The sequence below is a fragment of the Thermococcus sp. MAR1 genome (assembly GCF_012027305.1).
GTDB lineage: Archaea > Methanobacteriota_B > Thermococci > Thermococcales > Thermococcaceae > Thermococcus.
Genome location: NZ_SNUF01000003.1, coordinates 98,183 through 114,610, shown reverse-complemented (window position 1 = coordinate 114,610; position 16,428 = coordinate 98,183). Strand labels below are relative to the sequence as shown.

The following is a 16,428-nucleotide window of genomic DNA, read 5'->3' as shown; positions in this document are numbered from 1 at the left end:
TGATTTTTTGTCTTTCACTCCATCAGGTGCGGAACGCGCCTTAACACTGGTATCGTGGCAGCCAGTCCCACGAAAACATCAATGGCACTCTGTATCGCGTTCGGAAGGCCTATTGCAACCCAGAAAGGAACACCAGTCCAGCTCTCGACGGCCTGAATCACCTGCTCCCTTGGAAGGCCAAGCCATATCTCAAGGGCAACGTAGTAGTTTAGGGCCAGCATGAGGGGTATCCTTATCGCTATCCCGGCGAGATAGGCAACCACCGCAAACAGGAGGAACCTCTGCCTCGCCCCATTGCCAAGGTCAAAGCGCGTGAGTTTCCGGGCCGCTTCAAAGCCCACGATGACCGAGAGGGTGGCGAGGGACTTCATCATGGCCCCGAGCCAGCTTGCCGATGATACCACGCTGAGACCGGCAAACAGGAGTATAACCGCGGTTAATCCCCCGGCGAATCCGGTGAGCAAGTAGACCATTACAATCGGAACCGCAACAAGGTCTATCTTCATACCCCAAACGGTGGGCATCTCAATAGGCATGACATCAAAGAGCAGTGAAAGGCCGAGCATCATACCGATTAGAGCTATCTCCCTCGAACTCATCCTCACCCACATCACCGGAGGGAGTTTGTTCCATATTTTATAAATTTTTGTTCGTATTTTGGAACAAATTCCCAGCCGAGAACCTTAAAAGTCCGCTCCTTGAGGTAGAAGGGAAGAACCATGTTCACGGTCGGAGAGATATCAGAGCTTGTCAGGGAGATAAGGCGCGGGAACGGCTTTCCTGAGAGCCCATTCAGGATAGACGAGGTTCGCTACGACCCAGAAGGCGACAAACTCTTCATAATCGCCCACGACAGGACGGACAAGAGCGTCGTCATAGGCAACAGCTTCGTCATCGGGAAGCTCCGCGAGAGGCTTGGAGTCAGACAGGTTACGGTTTATTCTAACCTCGACCTCGAGATAAAGCGAAGGAAGCTTGAGGAAGCCGGGAGGCTGGTTAAGGGGACGGAGCTTGAGTTTCTCCTCCCGATAATCGAGGCGGAGAAAAAGTTTCCCCCACGAAAGTGGCCGGAAGTCATGGGAGACTTCAAAACGCTCGTCTTCCTGAGCTTCAGCGCGAAAGCCCTGCTCGGCTTTGCCGAGCAGCTGAAGCTTCCCTACGATGCCGTTGGAATAAGATATTCCTTCCCAAGGCTGAAGTACGAGCCGATAGAGGCCGGGCCGGAGGAGGTTTTCTTTCCGGACGAGAGGAAACTGGTCGCCCTCGCGGAGGAAAGGGGAGCAAAGCTGGTTCTGGCAGATTTTTCCTTCGGCCTTAAGTCCGAAGGGGGGATTTATCTCCTCAACCCCTTCAGGTTACTTCACATAGGCTTCTTCGAGCTGAAGTACCTCTTCGGCTTTGAGAGGCCAGTAGTGTACGACAAAAAAGCCTTAATCCGGTTCATCACAGACTTAACCTACGAGGGGCTTATGGAATCGACCGACGGGGCCAATCTAATCTGGAGGATGTGGAGAAGATGATAGTCGGTGTCGTTGGAAAGATAGCCGCCGGAAAGACGACGGTTGCAAAGTTCTTCGAGGAGAAGAGCTTTTGCAGGGTTTCCTGCAGCGACCCGCTGATAGACCTGCTCACCCACAACGTCTCGGAATACTCGTGGATTCCGGAGCTGCCGGAGAAGGCCGAGCCCACCAGAGACAAGCTCATAGAGTTCGGGAAGCGCCTCAAGGAGACCTACGGCGAGGACATACTCATAAGGCTCGCCGTGGACAAGATGAGGCACTGCGAAAAGGTAGTCATAGACGGCGTCCGCTCCGAAGGTGAGATAAAGGCAGTGAAGAGGCTCGGAGGGAAGGTCATCTACGTCGAGGCGAGGCCAGAAATAAGGTTCGAGCGCCTGATGAGGAGGAAGGCCAGCAAAGACAAGAGCATAAAGAGCTTCGCTGACTTCAAGGAGATGGACGACGCCGAGGAGCGCTTATATAAAACGAGCGAGCTGAAAGGCTTAGCTGACTACGTGATAGTCAACGAGGGGACCTTAGAAGAGCTGAGGGAGAAGGTCGAGGGGATAATTGGGGAAATCACAGGGAAGGTTTAAAGGGAGTTTCACAGAGACACCAGTGGTGGGAGGATGGGGGAGATAGTTGTAAAGATACCGGACGAGATTGAAAAGTACCTCACGCCCGCGCTCAGAAGGAGAATAGAGCTGGAGGCAATCAAGGAGATAGAGGAGAGAATTCAGAAAGCCAGCAGGTTCATCAAGCTGGCGGAGAAAAGCGAACTCAGCCAGGAAGAAGCGGAAAAGCTCGCCGAGGAACTCAAACAGGATCTCGCAAAGAGGTACGGGGTAGGTTAGATGGAAGTCGTCCTAGATTTCAACCTCGTCTTCTCGGCCCTTCACAGCAGGGGCAAAGTTCATCTGATTTTCGCCTGGAACTACGTTGTTAGAAAGGTTGATTTTCTCGTTCCAGAGTTCTTCTGGGAGGAGATTGAAGGAAAGTGGAAGAAGATTATCAACCTCACGAAACTCACCGAAGACGAGCTCTTTGAGATACTCGAGATTATCAAAAGCCAAACTGTAACGGTTCCCAAGGAAGAGGTGAACCCATAATCTCGATAGGGCCATGGAAATAACGCCCGACCCAAAAGACGCCCCATACGTAGCGCTGGCTTTAGCTTTCAACGTTCCCCTCGCAACGGGAGACAAGGCCCTGAGGGAAGGACTAAAAGGGAGTGAAGTTCAAATACTCACATCACGCAACCTCGCAAAAATAGTGCTGGGTGATTAAAATGAACCTCCTCATCATAGCCCCCTGCCTTTTAAGCCCCTTCTACGTCTACCGCGGGCCGAAGGAAAAGGAGTACAGGACGGCCCAGCTTTTGAGGGAGCTGATAGGAGAACTTAGCGACGACTGGCAGGTTTTGGCCTATCCCTGCCCAGAATACGAGCTGATTGGCTGGCCAAGGGCACCGGCAAGCAGAGAGGTCTACGAGAGGCTCGGTATGCGCGAGAGGGCGAAGGTAATAGCGGACTTCATAGGGCGGGTTATAACCGAGGAAAGGCCGAAAAAGGTCGTCTTTCTCGGCGTTAAAGGCTCCCCGACCTGTGGCGTCTTCCACACGAGCTCAAGCGACCCGGAAGGCTATCCCTACAGGGCCATGCAGGAGTTCTTCTACCTGAGCAAGGAGGAGAGGCTAAAGCGTTCGAGGGAGATAGTCGAGGGACAAAACTTCCGGCTCGTCCAGATGCCCGGAATACTGTTTGAAATTCTAATGGCGAGGTTCCCGGAGGCGGTTTACGTCGAGTTCGATAAGGACGACATCGGGGGGAGCATCGAGAGGCTGAGGAATGTCCTAGGGGGTTCGGCACGCCACAGGAACGAGGGAAACGGAGCAAGGGTAGAAGGCTCAGAAGAGAGCCTAAGCGGTCAAAAGCGTTAAATCCTCCTAAGCTAAAGAGCCGTTGGATGATGCAGCATGATGTGGTACACGCACGTGGTTTTCGGGGTTCTGTTCTACCTGACGGCGGTTCTCTTTGGAGCCCCCATGAACCCTCTGGACATCGGTATAGCCGCCTTCGGGGCCCTGATGCCGGACATAGACCACCCCAAGTCGTACATATCGACAAAGCTGCCCGGCGGGAACGTCATGCCCCGGTTCGTGGAGCACAGGGGTGTTACACACACGGTGGAGGCGGCCCTTTTAATGACGGCCCTCGTTGGCGGTTTAGCATACTGGATAACCAACAGCTACTGGCCGGCGGTGGCGTTCTTCATCGGCTACGTCTCGCACCTCTTCGCGGATACGCTGACGGTTTCGGGCATCAAGTGGAGCCGCTTCTCAAGCTTTCACCCAAGGGGGAAGATAAGGACTGGAACGAGGGGAGAAGGGGTCGTCCTTACTGGAGTGACGTTCCTCACGGTTATGCTCTTCGCCTATATCGTCATTCCAGAGGAAACGAGCAAGAACCTCGGCTGGGTCGTGCTTGTGGCGTTCATAGCAACCTTCGCGATAATAGGAAAGAAGCTGAAGAGATTGAAGTGATCAGGCCCTCGCTATTGCTCCCTTCACCAGCCTCTCAGCCTTCTCCATCAGTTCCCTTGCTTTCTCCTCGGTGTGGGCCTCCAGAGTTATGCGCATTATCGGCTCGGTTCCGCTCGGACGGAAGAGGATCCACCAGTCAGAGTTCTCAATCCTGACGCCGTCTATGTCTATGAGCCTCTCGTAGTCGAAGCTCTGGAGGGCCTCCTTAGCTATAATCTCCATCGCTTTAGCTTTCTTCTCGTTGGGGCAGGGTATCTTTGCCCTCAGGGTCACGTAGCGCGGAACCTCCTTTGCCAGCTCGCCCAGCGGGCCGAGTTTGTCGATCATCTCAAGGACCAAAGCCCCGGCGAAGATGCCATCGGGAGTCAGGTTCCACCCGGGCATTATCCAGGTCCCGCTCGGCTCGCCGCCGAAGACGCCGCCGTGCTTTGCCAGCTCCTCCGCGACGGCAACGTCACCCACGCGCGTTCTGATGACCTCCCCACCAAGTGGTCTGACGTAGTCGTCGAGGGCAAAGCCCGCATCGACCGTCGTCACAATCTTGCCCTTCCCGAACTTCCTCAACATGTAGCCGGCTATAAGCGAGAGCATGACCTCGTACTCCACGAAGTTTCCCTCGTCATCGACTACTCCAATCCTGTCGGCGTCGCCGTCGTGCGCTATCCCAACGTCGGCCTTTATGGCCTTGACGGTCTTCGCCAGCATCGAGAGACTTTTAGCGTTCGGCTCAAGCTCCCTGACAAAGAAGCCGCTCGGGTGGGAGTTGAGCGAGATAACCTTATTTCCGAGCTCACGCTGGAGGTATGGGGAAAGGATACTCCCGGCGCCGTTGCCGGAGTCAATGACGACGGTGTAGGGGTTATCGAGGTGAACCATCTCAAGGGCTTTCCCTATGTACTCCTCCCTCGGGTCTGCCTTTCTGAGCGTTCCAAGTTCATTCCATGGAGCTTTTTTGAAGTTCCCGGATTCGAGAATGGCCTCAAGTTTGTCCTCCATTTCTGGAGTATATGCCATCCCGTTGGCCTGCCACACCTTTATTCCGTTGTATTGAGGGGGGTTGTGGCTGGCCGTTATCGTAACGCCCGCCTCTGCCCCGTAGAGCTTGATGGCGAAGCCTGTCAGGGGCGTTGGGGCCAAACCGATGTCTATAACGTCTATTCCCACCGATAGAAGCCCGCTTATTAAAGCCCTCTTCAGCATCTCGCCGCTCGTCCTTGTGTCCATGCCAACTACAACCGTCCCGGTTTCGAGGTAAGTTCCCAGAGCCCTGCCAACACTGAGGGCAAGCTCGGGGGTCAGCTTTTCGTTGACGACCTCTCGAATACCGCTGGTTCCGAAGTATTTCCCCATGGTGACCACCTGTGAGAATGATGTAACCAGTCAGAAGGTAAAAGCTATAATTTTTTCGTCGATTGAAGAAACGCAAAGTGGAAAGCAGAAAAAACAGCTCACTTCTTCACGAGCCTGTATATACCCACGGAAACCTCGTAGGAATCGACGTTCATTGGAGCCTTGTAGTCTATCCTCACCTGGAATCTCTGGGAAGAGCCGTAAATCATTTTCCCACCTTCGGATTCCGTTAGAACGTTCCCGTTCTCGTCGAGGATGCTTATCTTTTCGACTGTGCCTTCACTTTCCGCCTTTATCAGGTACTTTCCGGGCTCAAGGACGTTGGAGAGGTAGAAGACGTCTCCGCTGACGGTTTCGCTTTTGACCTCTACAGGAACCTGGTCGTAGGCGTTTTCGTAGTAGTACTGCATTCCAAAGACCCCGATAATGCCAATGAGTATCAGCAGAAAGAATCCACCGACGAGTTTCTTGATAATCCCCATTTTCTCACCTCCTTCACTCCTTTTCAAGTTCGACTATCTTCACAGCATCCCCAAACTCCTCAGGAGAAAGTTCTCCGGAGAGGGCCTTCAGGAGAGCGTTGCTGGAAACGGAAACGCTGACGTTCCTCTCTCCGAGATAGAGGATCTCAACCCTCTCCACCCAGGGAGCGTCCTCCAGTATAGCAAGGCTCATCCTGGCGTAGTCCCTCCAGAAGGAGTCCTCTCCAGCAAGATACTCAAGGGAAACACTCGCTGTATCGTTCGTGACGGTTACATTGTGCACGAGTACATCGAAGAGGCCTAAGTCAGTCTCTATCCTGAACTCCGGCCTTCTAATGTCCTCGAAGGTAGCGTTGTCGAAGTCGCCGTTTTCTACTGTGAGGGCCAGAATGGGTTCGTCTCCGAAGTAAGCCTCCACCCGGATGTTCTCCGAGCCGTTTTCATGCTCCTTCTTCGCGAGGGCATACGCCACACCTATCAGGCTTTCGTCAATGACTTCTGTTTTGAACCGAATGACCGTCCCGCTGTCAGAGGTGAGCACGGTGACGTTCTCAGCTATCGTTGTAGATCCTTCCGTTCCCGTGGAGGACGGGGTTTCGGTAACGCCGGAAGTCTCTCCAAGGCTGTTCGTCACGTTCTTGGCGGTGTCTATGACCTGTTCGGGGCTCAGGTCGTCTGGAATCTGGAAGTCCCAGTTGAGGTACAGGTAGGCACCTGCGATTAGGAGGAGTACCAGGAGCAGCTTCCCCTTCATATTACCCCCTCCTCGAAGAGCTTGTTGATGTAGAACCGTACCCTCGCTTCCTGGCTCTTAAAGTCGCCTTTGGAGTTCCTGTTCATCATGTTGACCCTGTGCATCCCCATGGTGGTGTCACTCATCTCCTCTATCGTGTTCCTGATGACCTCGCGGTACTTCATGCCGGCCTTTTTGTAGCGAATGGCAATCTCCGCAGTTTTTTCAAACTCCCACCGGTAGTCCTGGGCGAGGGTCTTCTTTATCGCCACGCCCATCGAGTTGAGGGCAATCTCTATCGGCTTCGTCCCGATGTTTGAAGGTACGGCGTTTTTGTAGGGCGACATCGCCTTCTCGCGGTTCTCTATGTCGGACATGCCGTTGTAGAGCGAGGCGCTCCTCTCGTCCACGTGCAGGTCTTTGGCGGTCTTCTTCACCATTTCATCGTCTGAGAAGACGTTGATGTCCTTGTCGGCCTTGAAGTAGTCCTTGAAGAGCCCCAGTGGCTTGGGAAGGTAGTTTGCTACTTGATCGATGAAAGTATCGAGGGCCTTGTTGCCGTAGTACTTGGTCTTCCAGCCAAGGACCGAACTACCACCAGAATAGTCCGGGTTTGAGTTGACAACCCTGATAACTTCCCCCTTCGGCGTTTTGATGACCGTAAAGCCGCCCCATTTTTCGCCGAGTTCCTTGAGCCTCTCTTTGGTATCTTTCATCCTCTTAACTGCCTCTGGGCTCAGGCCAGTTCCCGAAGTGCTCTCTCCCCCGGAGGCATCGACGGAGGCATTCACCGGAACCCTTACCGTGCTGTTGGGTATCCTGCTCAGATACATGTTAAGCAGAACAGGGGCGAGGCCCTCAAGGTTGCAGGCGTTTGTCCCCTCCTGGTAAGACGCCTCCGCGGTTACCCAGTAGTGGTCGTTAACCAGAGCCACATAGGTGTGCTTAATCGACGTGAACCCGTGGCCATTGAAGTACCTCTTGGTATACACGAACTTGAGGTCAGCGTACTTGGGTCCCTCGCTAAACTCGTAGTGGTAGGATATTGTCCCCTCCTTCTCACCGCTCCAGAAGCCTATGAGATCCTCCTCTCTGTCTGTGTAGTTCTTTCCCTGCTTGATGAACCAGCTGAACTGCTCCACGGCCTCGTTATCAGTGTAGTATGTGACCATGACCTCGATGTAGTTATTGTAATCGGGGCTGTGGTTGGCGCACATGAAGTCCTGGTAGGAGTTGATGTAGTTCGAGCCCTCCCAGCCGCCTCCCCCACTACCGTAGGAGATTATCAATCCAAGGGAGTTAGCTTCCTCCTTGGTTATCGAGGGCAACTGCCCCGGAAACTGGGAAGCGGAAACGGGTAAGGCAAGTAATAGCATAACCCCCAGGAAAAGGACGGATTTCTTTAACATCATGCCGACCTCCGAAGGATCCCCAGAAACCACCTCGCGAGCAGGAGGAAAACTATAACTGCCCCAACAAGCAGGAAAAGCCCAAGTAATGGGCCAAGAACCTTCAAGCCCGTAAGTGGTTCAGGGGACATATATTCACACTCCCAACAAAAACCTATCTCGCAGAAAAGGAAAGCGGGACAGGCTTTGCTTTTAGCATGTTACACATTCATGGGTAATAAGACTTTCGGAGAAGAAAATTCGAAATCGAAGAAATTAAAGGCCATTTCCCCGAAGTTTTTTCGCAAGTTCAACGAGTTTTTTGGCCCTTTCTAGGGAGACTTCGTTTTCAACGTTTCCATCGCGCTTTATCCACGTGCCAACTATGAAGCCGTCGGCGTATTTCCAGAGCTCAGGGAGGTTGTCATAGCTCGTTCCAGAACCCACCACCACTGGCACCGGGGAGATTTTCTTCGCGAGAGCGAGCTTTTCAACCTCTACCGGCTTTCCCGTCGCCCTGCCGCTGACGACGATTGCATCGGCAAGCCCTCGCTCGACGGTGTCCCTTATCGCGTCCTCGAAGTCGAAGAAGTGTACCGCGTGCTTGACGTGAACATCTGCGAAGACCTTTATTTTGCTCGGGAGGAGCTTTCTCAGCTTAGCAAGCTCATAGGCGATGCCCTCTATAACCCCCTGGTCGGTGTATGCAACGCCACTCAGCACGTTCACCCTTATGAAATCCGCCTTCACGACATAGGCTATGGAATAAGCGGCAAGGCCATCGTTCCTCAGGACGTTTATACCGAGGGGAAGGTCAACCTCGTCGCGGATTGCCTTGGCGACGGCTGTGAATGCCGCAACTGTGGTTTTGTCCACGTACTTCGGGAACGGAACGTCACCGAAGTTCTCGACCATGATAGCATCGAAACCTGCTTTTTCCAGCGTTTTTGCGTCCCTCAGGGCAGAATCAATAACCCCCTCAAAGTTCCCACCGTAGAGATAAGAACCGGGGAGGGGCTTGAGGTGGACCATTCCTATGAGGGGCTTCCTCTCAAACTCCATAACACCACCGAAAGGGGAGAGGCGGTGACATAGTTAAGGCTTTCGAATGTATGGTGGCATTGATGTCCAAAGATTTACATCGATGAAAAACCTTATATAACCAGCCCGAGAGGTAAGAGTATCATGGCGAGGCGGAAATACATCGCCTTTCTCACATTCACACTGATATCCCTCCTCATCGCCTCTGTTGTCCTTGGGCCAGCCCTCATTGAGGCCCCCCCTGGAACCAAAAGCATCGAGGACATGCTCTCACCGAAGCTCCCGCCCGGAAACGAGACCAACGAAACCGGGCCACCTGCCGAGGTTCCGGCTTCGCCCCACTTCATTCTTCTCGTGACCGGGGCAGCCCACACCCACTACCTCAGGCTCAACGTGTACACCGACTACACCGACGGAAGGTGGCTGACGAGAAACACCACGAGGGTTCCGAGCAACGTCCTCGCCCCTCCCGAGATAAAAGTCCCTCACCACAGCGAAAGTGACAGAATAACAGTTGTCTCGTTCATCCCCATCAGAGGAAACCTGTTCACGTCCCTCTACACGACCCGAGTTGACGGCGCCGGGGCAGAGGCCATTCCCGAGTACAACCTCTTCAGAACCCCCCTGAACGTGACGACTTACTCGTTCTCCGCGGTGAGCTACACCTTTGAGTGGCCGTATCTGATGAACCTCACCGCCGGAAACCAGACTGAGTATCTCTCAGCCCCCAACGACACCCGGCTGGTGACCCTGGCGAGGAGCATAACAACGGGGGCACGCTCGGACTACGAGAAGGCCCTCGATATAGCCAGATACCTCGCCAACAACTACCGGCTCGGAAACGCGACTCCCCCGGCCGGTGCAGACAGACTAAAGTGGTTTCTGTTCCAGTCCAAGGCAGGGGGCTCCTACGACTTCGCCTCGGCATTCGTGGTTCTGGCCAGGCTCAATGGCCTACCCGCGAGGCTCGTTGAGGGAGTTTACATAGATGCACTCCCCCAGACTCAGGTCGTGACCGAAAAAAACAGGCAATTCTGGGCCGAGGTTTACTTCGAGAACGCCGGCTGGCTCGTCTTTGACCCCCTGCATCCTGACCAGAACGTTTACGTCCCCTTCGAGCTGTCAATCAGGAGGGCCCTCCTGATTCTCGAACCGAACGGAACGGGAACCCTGGAGATCAGGTTCGAGCGCGTGGTGAGTGAGAGCGGGGTAAGGGTCGAGGTAAAGGCACCGGAAGTTGGTGTTATTACCCTAATCAACGAATCGGGGATACACAACGTGACGATCGGCCCGTTCTGGAAACCCGGATATTACCCAATAATAATGAACGCCTCGACTGAAAGGGGAGAGAGCATCGTGAGATTCGCCCCGGTTTTGGTTCCGGGCGAGCTTTCGACGATGCCAAACCGGACGGCCGTTAATCTGCTCAAGAGCGGGAGCGAGGAGGTTGAAATCACGGTTTACGGAGCGGGAAAAATCAACCTGGAGACTGATTCACGCCTCGTTGAGTCCTGGTTCGCCATCGAAACGGTAAGGAACGAGACGAAGCTCTACGTCAGGCTCAACGCCCCGGCCGACTACCCAAACGGCCTCCACGTGGAGAAGCTGGTGGTGATGAAGGACAGGGAAAGATTCAACGTTTACCTGCCGGTGATCGTTGTTGAGAGGACGGAGGTGAAAGCCAACGTTCCAAAAACCCTGACCGCGGGGGAGTTCCTTAACTTAACGGGCAAGGTGGCAACAGTGTCGGGCGAAAGACCGGGGAGGGGCAAGGCGGCGGCCTTCATCAGCGACGGGAATAGAACGATCCTCCTCGGGGTTTCCAATGTCTCGAACGGGGCATTTTCACTCCCTCTCAAAATCCCCGAGTACCTGAAACCCGGAACCTTCCAGTTGGAGGTCTACTACATCCCTCCCCTCGGGTATCCGTACCTGTCTTCAAGCACCGCGAAAATAGTTAAAATAAAGGGACTGGCGAAGTTTTCGCTCCCCGAGCTGATTTTAGCCCGGCCTGGAAACGTCACAGTGGTGGGAAGCCTTATCGACGGTGCTGGTGAGCCGATAGCCAACGCCACCATCTTATACTACCTGGACGGAAGGTACATAGGGAACGCAACGAGCAGAACTGACGGCAGGTTCTCCCTGAGGCTGGAGATTCCGGGGATAGAACAGCACACGCTGACCCTTGAGTATCCGGGGAGCGCCAACTATTCCCCTGCAACTATGAAAGCCACACTTGCGACCGTTGAACTCGACGTTCCAGATAGGATAACTGGCGAACTCGGGAAGCCCATCGGAATCAGCGGCAGGGTCATCGGAATTGAAAACGCCACGCTAAAGGCCTACGTCTTCCCGGGCAAGACCTACACCATCAACGTCGTCAACGGAAGCTTCGATTTCACCGTTGAGCCCTTCCAGACCGTCGGTGAGAGGTCCTTGGAGTTCAGACAAGGGGGCAGGGTTCTGAAGCGGATAACCTTTGCGGTTGTCTCCCCCGTGAGGATAGAACTGCTGACGAAGGAGGCGAGGGGCGAAAAAACCGCCCGGCTGAAGTTCCGAGTTGTGGATTCGGTCAACGATCCCGTCGGTGGGATATACCTCAACGTCAGCGTGGACGGCTTTGCGATGCGCGTGATGACCAACGGCTCCGGAATAGCCACCCTCGACGTCCCCGTGCCGGAGAAGGAAACCAACGCAACTGTGACGGTTGCATTCGACGGCTCCCCCTACTACTTGCCCGCCAGCGGAAAGTTCTACGTCATAATATCCAAAAAGCGAAAGATACCCTGGCTCTACATCGGGGTGGCAGTGATAATCGGCGCCCTGGTGGCCAGATACAGACTCGCGAAGAGGAAGCCGGAGGAGAAAAGGCAGGAGAGGATTCTGAAGATAATATTCAACAACGGCATACCCCTGTTCCAGGAGGGCGAGACCATGGAGATAAGCGTGGAGTGCGACGGTGAGCCCGAGCTCTACGTCGACGGGAAACCCTTCGGGAGGGGGCGGGACTTCAAATTAACTCTGCCGCTGGGGGACCACAGGATAGAGGCCAGGTGCGGCGACCTCGTGGAGACTGCCAGAGCCAGGATACTGCCCAGCTACAACGACGCCGTCGTGGAGTACTACGAGAGGTGCTTCCTCCCCTGGGCGAAGGGTGTGGGGGTGGACGTGGACGAACTGACGCCCAGGGAAATAGCGGAGACCCTCACAGACATGATGTACCCGTGGGAGCCCATAGACACCCTTACATGGATATTCGAGAAGGCCAAGTACAGCGGGAGGAGGGTCTCAAGGGACGAGTTCATACGGTTCTACCGCTCGGTGCTCGAGGTGATAGGAGGTGGCTGCGTTGTTTAAGCTCAACCCGGGAAGAATCGCGATATACATCGGTGCCCTGACGCTCATATATGCCCTCTCCACCCAGATGGAGGAGCTGAAAGCCCTCCTAATGCCTGCAGTGGTGCTCGCCCTGTTTTTAACTGCCGGGGACGTTGTCGGGGCGATAAAGGGGGAAAACGAGGCCTTCGCCCTCAGGCTTCTCGGAGTAACCCTCGCGGCGCTCTTCCTGCCAGCCGAATGGAACGTCCTCGCGGCCATGATAGTGCTCGGAGCGGGGACTGTCATAATAGCACCGAAACTGGAGGGCCATCCACGGTTCGTCAGGGGCGCGGGGCTCTTGATTGGCCTCTACGGCGTCTCAAGGCTTCCCCCTCTCGGAGCGATGGGGAGCGTCTTCAGCTACGCGGGCCTTTTCCTGTTCCTCGGCTACTCGATAGCAGAGCTCGGCGAGAGGCACCCTTGGACCGAGCCCGTTGAAAGAAACCTGCTTGGACTGGGCGCCCTCGGTGCGATCCTCGGGCTCTACACAGCGGTAAGGGGAAGCCTGAGCGAGAGCCACCCGGAGCTGGTATTCTACGGGGAGTGGCTGGTTCTTCTCCTGGGAGTCATCGTGGCCGGAAGCATGGTCTACTCGTACGTCAACGAAAAAGACCCGGAGGCGTATCTCCTTTCCCAGTGGAGAAAACACAAAGCAAAGACCGTGAAAAAGCTCGGCCCGGAACTCGCGGAGGCGAGTAAAGCCGTTGAGGACTTCGTGGTGCGCGGAAAGAAGGCGGCACTGGTGGCGTTCATAGCCTACTACGGGGCAAGGCTCTTCGATGACAGGAAAAAGTTCGAGGCGCTCATAGGGAAGATAGCCGACTACAAGGGCAGGCAGACCTCCCGGCTGACGCCGCTCTGGATAAGGCACGCCTACGAGAAGAGAGAACTTGAGAGGAGGATTAGAATCGTTGAGGAGGTTTTTGAGGAACTGAGAACGCGCATGGGGTGGGAGTCATGATGGAGATTGAGGAAGCCTCCAAGAAGCTTGAAGAGGTTGTAGAGAGGATTTCAACCGTCTACATCGGCAACGAGGAAGTCATTAGGAAGACTTTGGCTGCGGCGTTGGTGAATGGGAATGTCCTCTTCGAGGATTATCCTGGTTTAGGCAAGACGCTCTTAGCCAAAGCCTTCGGAAAAGTCCTCGGCTTGAAGTACACGCGCGTCCAATTCACCCCAGACTTGCTTCCAGCCGACATTCTGGGCACCAAAGTCTGGCGCCAAAACCTCGGAACCTTCGAGTTAATCAAAGGCCCAATCTTCACGCACGTTCTATTAGCGGATGAAATCAACCGGGCTCCCCCAAAAACTCAGTCTGCTCTACTCGAAGCCATGGAGGAGAAGCAGGTAACCATCGAGGGGGAGACTTTTACTTTGGAGAGGCCGTTCTTCGTCATTGCCACCCAAAACCCCATCGAGTTCGAGGGGACTTATCCTTTGCCAGAGGCTCAGCTCGACCGCTTTCTCTTAAGGCTCCGCGTGGGTTATCCGAAATCGCTTGAGGATGAGGTGGCCATCCTTGAGGCGCGCTTGAGCTGGGGGAAGGATGATCCGACGGTTGACATGAGGGCCTTGATTGATCGAGAGACTTTTGTCGAGATGCAGGATTTGGTCGAGCGGGGGGTTTTCATCAGCCGGGACTTGTTGAAGTACATTGCCGAGTTGATTAGGAATGCCCGCGCTGATGAGAGGGTTGAGGCTGGCCCGAGTCCTCGTGGGGGGATTGCCTTGATGAAGGTGGCTAAGGCGAATGCTTTGCTTGACGGGCGGGATTTTGTTCTGCCGGATGATGTTAAGGCTTACGCGGTGGACGCTTTAGCTCACAGGGTTGTGGTCAAGCCTGAGTACGCTTTTGAAGGCATAAACGGGGAGGAGATTGTTAGGGAAGCCCTAGAAAAAACACCCGTACCGAAAGAGGCGGGGGAGAGATGAGGAAAAGCCTGACCGGATACATCCTCTGGGCACTGCTCCTTGGGACGGCATTCCTCTCTCCAGGGATGATAGGCCTAGCCATAGTGCCGCTCTCCCTTCTCGCCCTGGCGATGCTAGTTGACCCCCCGAGGGAGGTTAGGGTGAAGAGAAGGCTCTCAAGGCGCGAGATAAGGCTCGGCGAAGAGGTCGAAATCAGGGTCGAGGTCACAGTGGAGAAGGGACTCGGACTGGTCGTCGTTAGGGACCCGCTTCCAAAGAACGTTGCCCTCACATTGGGAAACAACGTAGGAGTATTCTTCAAGGGTCTGAAGCCGCTGAAGGCAGAGTACACCTACCGGATACGGCCGATGCTCCGGGGAGTCTATACGCTGCCAAGGAGCGAAGTAACCACCAGAAATCCGCTGGGGACGAGGTACATCTGGGGGCTCTACGGTGAGGAGCTCAGGCTCAGGGCCGTTCCCAAGGTCATCAGGGCGGTTCCGATAGCGGAAACACGGAGGAAGGCCAAGATAAGCGTCCCCGAGACGAGCTTCTCGATAAGGGGGCCCATCTCCACAGACTTCAAGGAGATAAGGGACTACCAGACCGGCGACCCGATGAAGCTCATAAACTGGAAGGCCACCGCGAGAACGGGGCGGGTTCTCGTCAACGAGTTCGAGAGGGAGGGCAAGAAGACGGTCCTGTTCATAGTCGACGCCAGGGAGGCGATGAAGATAGGAATTGAGAGTGAGAGCCCCTACGAGCACGCCATGAACCTCGTCGCCTCGATGGCGCACCGCTTCCTCAGGAAGGACTACCATGTGGGGCTGTACCTACTCGGGGCCAGAAAGTTCCTGCCGCCGGCAACGGGGCCCAGACAGCTGCACACGATGGTCAGGACGATGATGGACTTCGAGAGGGTTCAAACAGAGGAGGAGAGCTTTGCCGATGCCGTTGAAAGGCTGAAGAGGATACTCGTCCAGTACACGCCGCTCGTCATATACGTCTCCAACGTGCTCGATAGGACTGCCGGGGAGACCAAGAAGGGGGTTCTGACCGTAATGGCCGTCCACAGGGGGAAATCCAGACCCGTGGTGGTGGACATATCGGTCTATCCGACCCTCGACCCCAAGACGGGCACACTCATAGAGATGGAAAAGCGGGCGATAACATCTGAGCTGGAGGGCACCGGAGCCTACGTCGTCCGCTGGATTCCGGGGCGGGAGGATATAGGAGAGGTTCTGAGCAAACTGCTGGGGGAGATAAGATGAACTTCAGGGCGGTAAAGCTGGCGGTGGTGCTCCCGGCGATAATCCTTACGTCTCTGGCGTATTCCGACGTATTCCGCCCCGGGGACTACCTCCTGGCGGCGGCCTTTGGAATAATCCTTCTGGGAACGTTCCTCTCCAGGGATTCCGCCAGCGGGACGGTCTTTCTCTCAACGGTGCTCTACGCGGTGCCCTACTCTATAGCCCTCTCGCAGTTCCTCCCAGCAGCATTCCCAGAAGCATACAGAAACCTGAGCGAGGCGATACTGGCGAGCCCCTACTTCTCCAGCCCTCTGGCAATCTTTGCCCTGATGGCCCTGAGCATACTCGCCGACTACGTTGACACCGCGGAGGCATGGGAGAACGTCCTAAGGGGGCTTGGATGGAGGGGAGCCGGTGGAAAAACTCTGCTCTACGGCCTTCCCGTCGTCCTGCTGGCCTTTGCCCTCTCACTGGGACTTCTGTGGCTCGGGAAAAGCCTGGGCCTCTCAACAGCGGGAATATTACTGCCGGTTTTCCTGCTCGTTCTCGGCGTGGCTATGGCCTATTCCTCAATCGAGAGCGGGAGCTATCGGAGGGTCATCGTTGCGGTCGAGGTTCCTCCATTGAACGGCGAGGTGGTGATAGAGACGCCAGATGGGAGCAGGGTCATGCCCCTGAGCCGTTCTTCAGCCTTCGAATGGGATACGCTGAGGCTGGAGGCCGAGCTCAAGAAGAGGCCTACACGGGTCGTCCTGAGGACGGGGGACAGAAGGGAGGTTCTGACCCCTCTAATAGAGAGCGCTGACGGCGAGACGCTCTTCCTTCTCTACCGGGAGAAGGGAGGAGAAGGTTAA

18 protein-coding genes are annotated in these 16,428 nt (G+C 55.2%); 12 read left to right on the top strand and 6 right to left on the bottom strand.

Annotated features, from left to right (window positions below; translation table 11 throughout):
* Positions 1-14: 14 nt before the first annotated feature.
* Positions 15-611, bottom strand: coding sequence for a hypothetical protein (locus tag E3E25_RS10830; RefSeq protein WP_240910832.1), 597 nt, complete (start codon positions 609-611; stop codon positions 15-17).
* A gap of 108 nt (positions 612-719) precedes the next feature.
* Between E3E25_RS10830 and E3E25_RS10825 the strand changes: the two genes are divergently transcribed.
* From E3E25_RS10825 to E3E25_RS10800, 7 genes are read left to right on the top strand one after another with little or no spacing between them, the layout of a single operon-like run.
* Positions 720-1,520, top strand: coding sequence for a hypothetical protein (locus tag E3E25_RS10825; RefSeq protein ID WP_167893307.1), 801 nt, complete (start codon positions 720-722; stop codon positions 1,518-1,520).
* Positions 1,517-2,095: an AAA family ATPase gene (locus E3E25_RS10820; RefSeq protein ID WP_167893391.1), complete on the top strand. Its 579-nt coding sequence runs from the start codon at positions 1,517-1,519 to the stop codon at positions 2,093-2,095. The genes E3E25_RS10825 and E3E25_RS10820 overlap by 4 nt, the downstream gene beginning before the upstream one ends.
* 33 nt (positions 2,096-2,128) lie before the next feature.
* Positions 2,129-2,353, top strand: a complete 225-nt coding sequence (locus tag E3E25_RS10815; protein ID WP_167893306.1) for a hypothetical protein — start codon at positions 2,129-2,131, stop codon at positions 2,351-2,353.
* Positions 2,354-2,608: a PIN domain-containing protein gene (locus E3E25_RS11700; RefSeq protein ID WP_255496528.1), complete on the top strand. Its 255-nt coding sequence runs from the start codon at positions 2,354-2,356 to the stop codon at positions 2,606-2,608.
* 13 nt (positions 2,609-2,621) lie between these two features.
* Positions 2,622-2,786, top strand: a complete 165-nt coding sequence (locus E3E25_RS11695) for a PIN domain-containing protein (protein ID WP_255496527.1) — start codon at positions 2,622-2,624, stop codon at positions 2,784-2,786.
* Position 2,787: 1 nt separating this feature from the next.
* Positions 2,788-3,438, top strand: coding sequence for a hypothetical protein (locus E3E25_RS10805; protein WP_240910827.1), 651 nt, complete (start codon positions 2,788-2,790; stop codon positions 3,436-3,438).
* A 36-nt stretch (positions 3,439-3,474) separates the two neighbouring features.
* On the top strand, positions 3,475-4,041 hold the full coding sequence (locus tag E3E25_RS10800; RefSeq protein ID WP_167893305.1) for a metal-dependent hydrolase: 567 nt from the start codon (positions 3,475-3,477) through the stop codon (positions 4,039-4,041).
* Here the strand turns inward: E3E25_RS10800 and glmM are convergent, their stop codons facing one another.
* The 5 genes from glmM to E3E25_RS10775 all read right to left on the bottom strand — a co-directional run bounded on the left by glmM (position 4,042) and on the right by E3E25_RS10775 (position 9,056).
* Positions 4,042-5,391, bottom strand: a complete 1,350-nt coding sequence (glmM, locus tag E3E25_RS10795; RefSeq protein WP_167893304.1) for a phosphoglucosamine mutase — start codon at positions 5,389-5,391, stop codon at positions 4,042-4,044.
* Positions 5,392-5,489: 98 nt separating this feature from the next.
* Positions 5,490-5,873, bottom strand: coding sequence for a hypothetical protein (locus E3E25_RS10790; RefSeq protein ID WP_167893303.1), 384 nt, complete (start codon positions 5,871-5,873; stop codon positions 5,490-5,492).
* A gap of 13 nt (positions 5,874-5,886) precedes the next feature.
* Entirely contained in the window at positions 5,887-6,627 is a 741-nt protein-coding gene (locus tag E3E25_RS10785; RefSeq protein WP_167893302.1) for a hypothetical protein, read from the bottom strand.
* Complete coding sequence (locus E3E25_RS10780; RefSeq protein ID WP_167893301.1) at positions 6,624-8,018, bottom strand: hypothetical protein; 1,395 nt, start codon at positions 8,016-8,018, stop codon at positions 6,624-6,626. The genes E3E25_RS10785 and E3E25_RS10780 overlap by 4 nt, the downstream gene beginning before the upstream one ends.
* A 252-nt stretch (positions 8,019-8,270) precedes the next feature.
* Complete coding sequence (locus tag E3E25_RS10775; RefSeq protein WP_167893300.1) at positions 8,271-9,056, bottom strand: BtpA/SgcQ family protein; 786 nt, start codon at positions 9,054-9,056, stop codon at positions 8,271-8,273.
* 123 nt (positions 9,057-9,179) lie between these two features.
* On the opposite strand from E3E25_RS10775, the gene E3E25_RS10770 reads away from it, so the two are divergent.
* Genes E3E25_RS10770 through E3E25_RS10750 form a run of 5 tightly spaced genes read left to right on the top strand, consistent with a single transcriptional unit; the run spans position 9,180 to position 16,428 of the window.
* On the top strand, positions 9,180-12,392 hold the full coding sequence (locus tag E3E25_RS10770) for a transglutaminase domain-containing protein (protein WP_167893299.1): 3,213 nt from the start codon (positions 9,180-9,182) through the stop codon (positions 12,390-12,392).
* Complete coding sequence (locus E3E25_RS10765) at positions 12,376-13,374, top strand: hypothetical protein (protein WP_370456686.1); 999 nt, start codon at positions 12,376-12,378, stop codon at positions 13,372-13,374. Before E3E25_RS10770 ends, E3E25_RS10765 begins: the two co-directional genes overlap by 17 nt.
* Positions 13,371-14,345, top strand: a complete 975-nt coding sequence (locus E3E25_RS10760) for a MoxR family ATPase (protein WP_167893298.1) — start codon at positions 13,371-13,373, stop codon at positions 14,343-14,345. The genes E3E25_RS10765 and E3E25_RS10760 overlap by 4 nt, the downstream gene beginning before the upstream one ends.
* The gene (locus E3E25_RS10755) at positions 14,342-15,595 is read left to right on the top strand and encodes a DUF58 domain-containing protein (protein WP_167893297.1); all 1,254 of its coding nucleotides are present in this window, start codon (positions 14,342-14,344) and stop codon (positions 15,593-15,595) included. The genes E3E25_RS10760 and E3E25_RS10755 overlap by 4 nt, the downstream gene beginning before the upstream one ends.
* Positions 15,592-16,428 carry a hypothetical protein gene (locus E3E25_RS10750; RefSeq protein ID WP_167893296.1) on the top strand — a complete coding sequence of 279 codons (837 nt, stop codon included), beginning with the start codon at positions 15,592-15,594 and terminating at the stop codon, positions 16,426-16,428. The genes E3E25_RS10755 and E3E25_RS10750 overlap by 4 nt, the downstream gene beginning before the upstream one ends.

Excerpts from the sequence above, each read along its gene's own strand:
- E3E25_RS10760 (WP_167893298.1), top strand. The coding sequence starts at position 13,371 with ATGATGGAGATTGAGGAAGCCTCCAAGAAGCTTGAAGAGGTTGTAGAG.
- E3E25_RS11700 (WP_255496528.1), top strand. The coding sequence starts at position 2,354 with ATGGAAGTCGTCCTAGATTTCAACCTCGTCTTCTCGGCCCTTCACAGC.
- E3E25_RS10785 (WP_167893302.1), bottom strand. The coding sequence starts at position 6,627 with ATGAAGGGGAAGCTGCTCCTGGTACTCCTCCTAATCGCAGGTGCCTAC.
- E3E25_RS10755 (WP_167893297.1), top strand. The coding sequence starts at position 14,342 with ATGAGGAAAAGCCTGACCGGATACATCCTCTGGGCACTGCTCCTTGGG.
- E3E25_RS10770 (WP_167893299.1), top strand. The coding sequence starts at position 9,180 with ATGGCGAGGCGGAAATACATCGCCTTTCTCACATTCACACTGATATCC.
- E3E25_RS10825 (WP_167893307.1), top strand. The coding sequence starts at position 720 with ATGTTCACGGTCGGAGAGATATCAGAGCTTGTCAGGGAGATAAGGCGC.
- E3E25_RS10800 (WP_167893305.1), top strand. The coding sequence starts at position 3,475 with ATGATGTGGTACACGCACGTGGTTTTCGGGGTTCTGTTCTACCTGACG.
- E3E25_RS10780 (WP_167893301.1), bottom strand. The coding sequence starts at position 8,018 with ATGATGTTAAAGAAATCCGTCCTTTTCCTGGGGGTTATGCTATTACTT.
- E3E25_RS10820 (WP_167893391.1), top strand. The coding sequence starts at position 1,517 with ATGATAGTCGGTGTCGTTGGAAAGATAGCCGCCGGAAAGACGACGGTT.
- glmM (WP_167893304.1), bottom strand. The coding sequence starts at position 5,391 with ATGGGGAAATACTTCGGAACCAGCGGTATTCGAGAGGTCGTCAACGAA.
- E3E25_RS10775 (WP_167893300.1), bottom strand. The coding sequence starts at position 9,056 with ATGGAGTTTGAGAGGAAGCCCCTCATAGGAATGGTCCACCTCAAGCCC.
- E3E25_RS10790 (WP_167893303.1), bottom strand. The coding sequence starts at position 5,873 with ATGGGGATTATCAAGAAACTCGTCGGTGGATTCTTTCTGCTGATACTC.
- E3E25_RS10830 (WP_240910832.1), bottom strand. The coding sequence starts at position 611 with ATGTGGGTGAGGATGAGTTCGAGGGAGATAGCTCTAATCGGTATGATG.
- E3E25_RS10815 (WP_167893306.1), top strand. The coding sequence starts at position 2,129 with ATGGGGGAGATAGTTGTAAAGATACCGGACGAGATTGAAAAGTACCTC.
- E3E25_RS10750 (WP_167893296.1), top strand. The coding sequence starts at position 15,592 with ATGAACTTCAGGGCGGTAAAGCTGGCGGTGGTGCTCCCGGCGATAATC.
- E3E25_RS10805 (WP_240910827.1), top strand. The coding sequence starts at position 2,788 with ATGAACCTCCTCATCATAGCCCCCTGCCTTTTAAGCCCCTTCTACGTC.
- E3E25_RS11695 (WP_255496527.1), top strand. The coding sequence starts at position 2,622 with ATGGAAATAACGCCCGACCCAAAAGACGCCCCATACGTAGCGCTGGCT.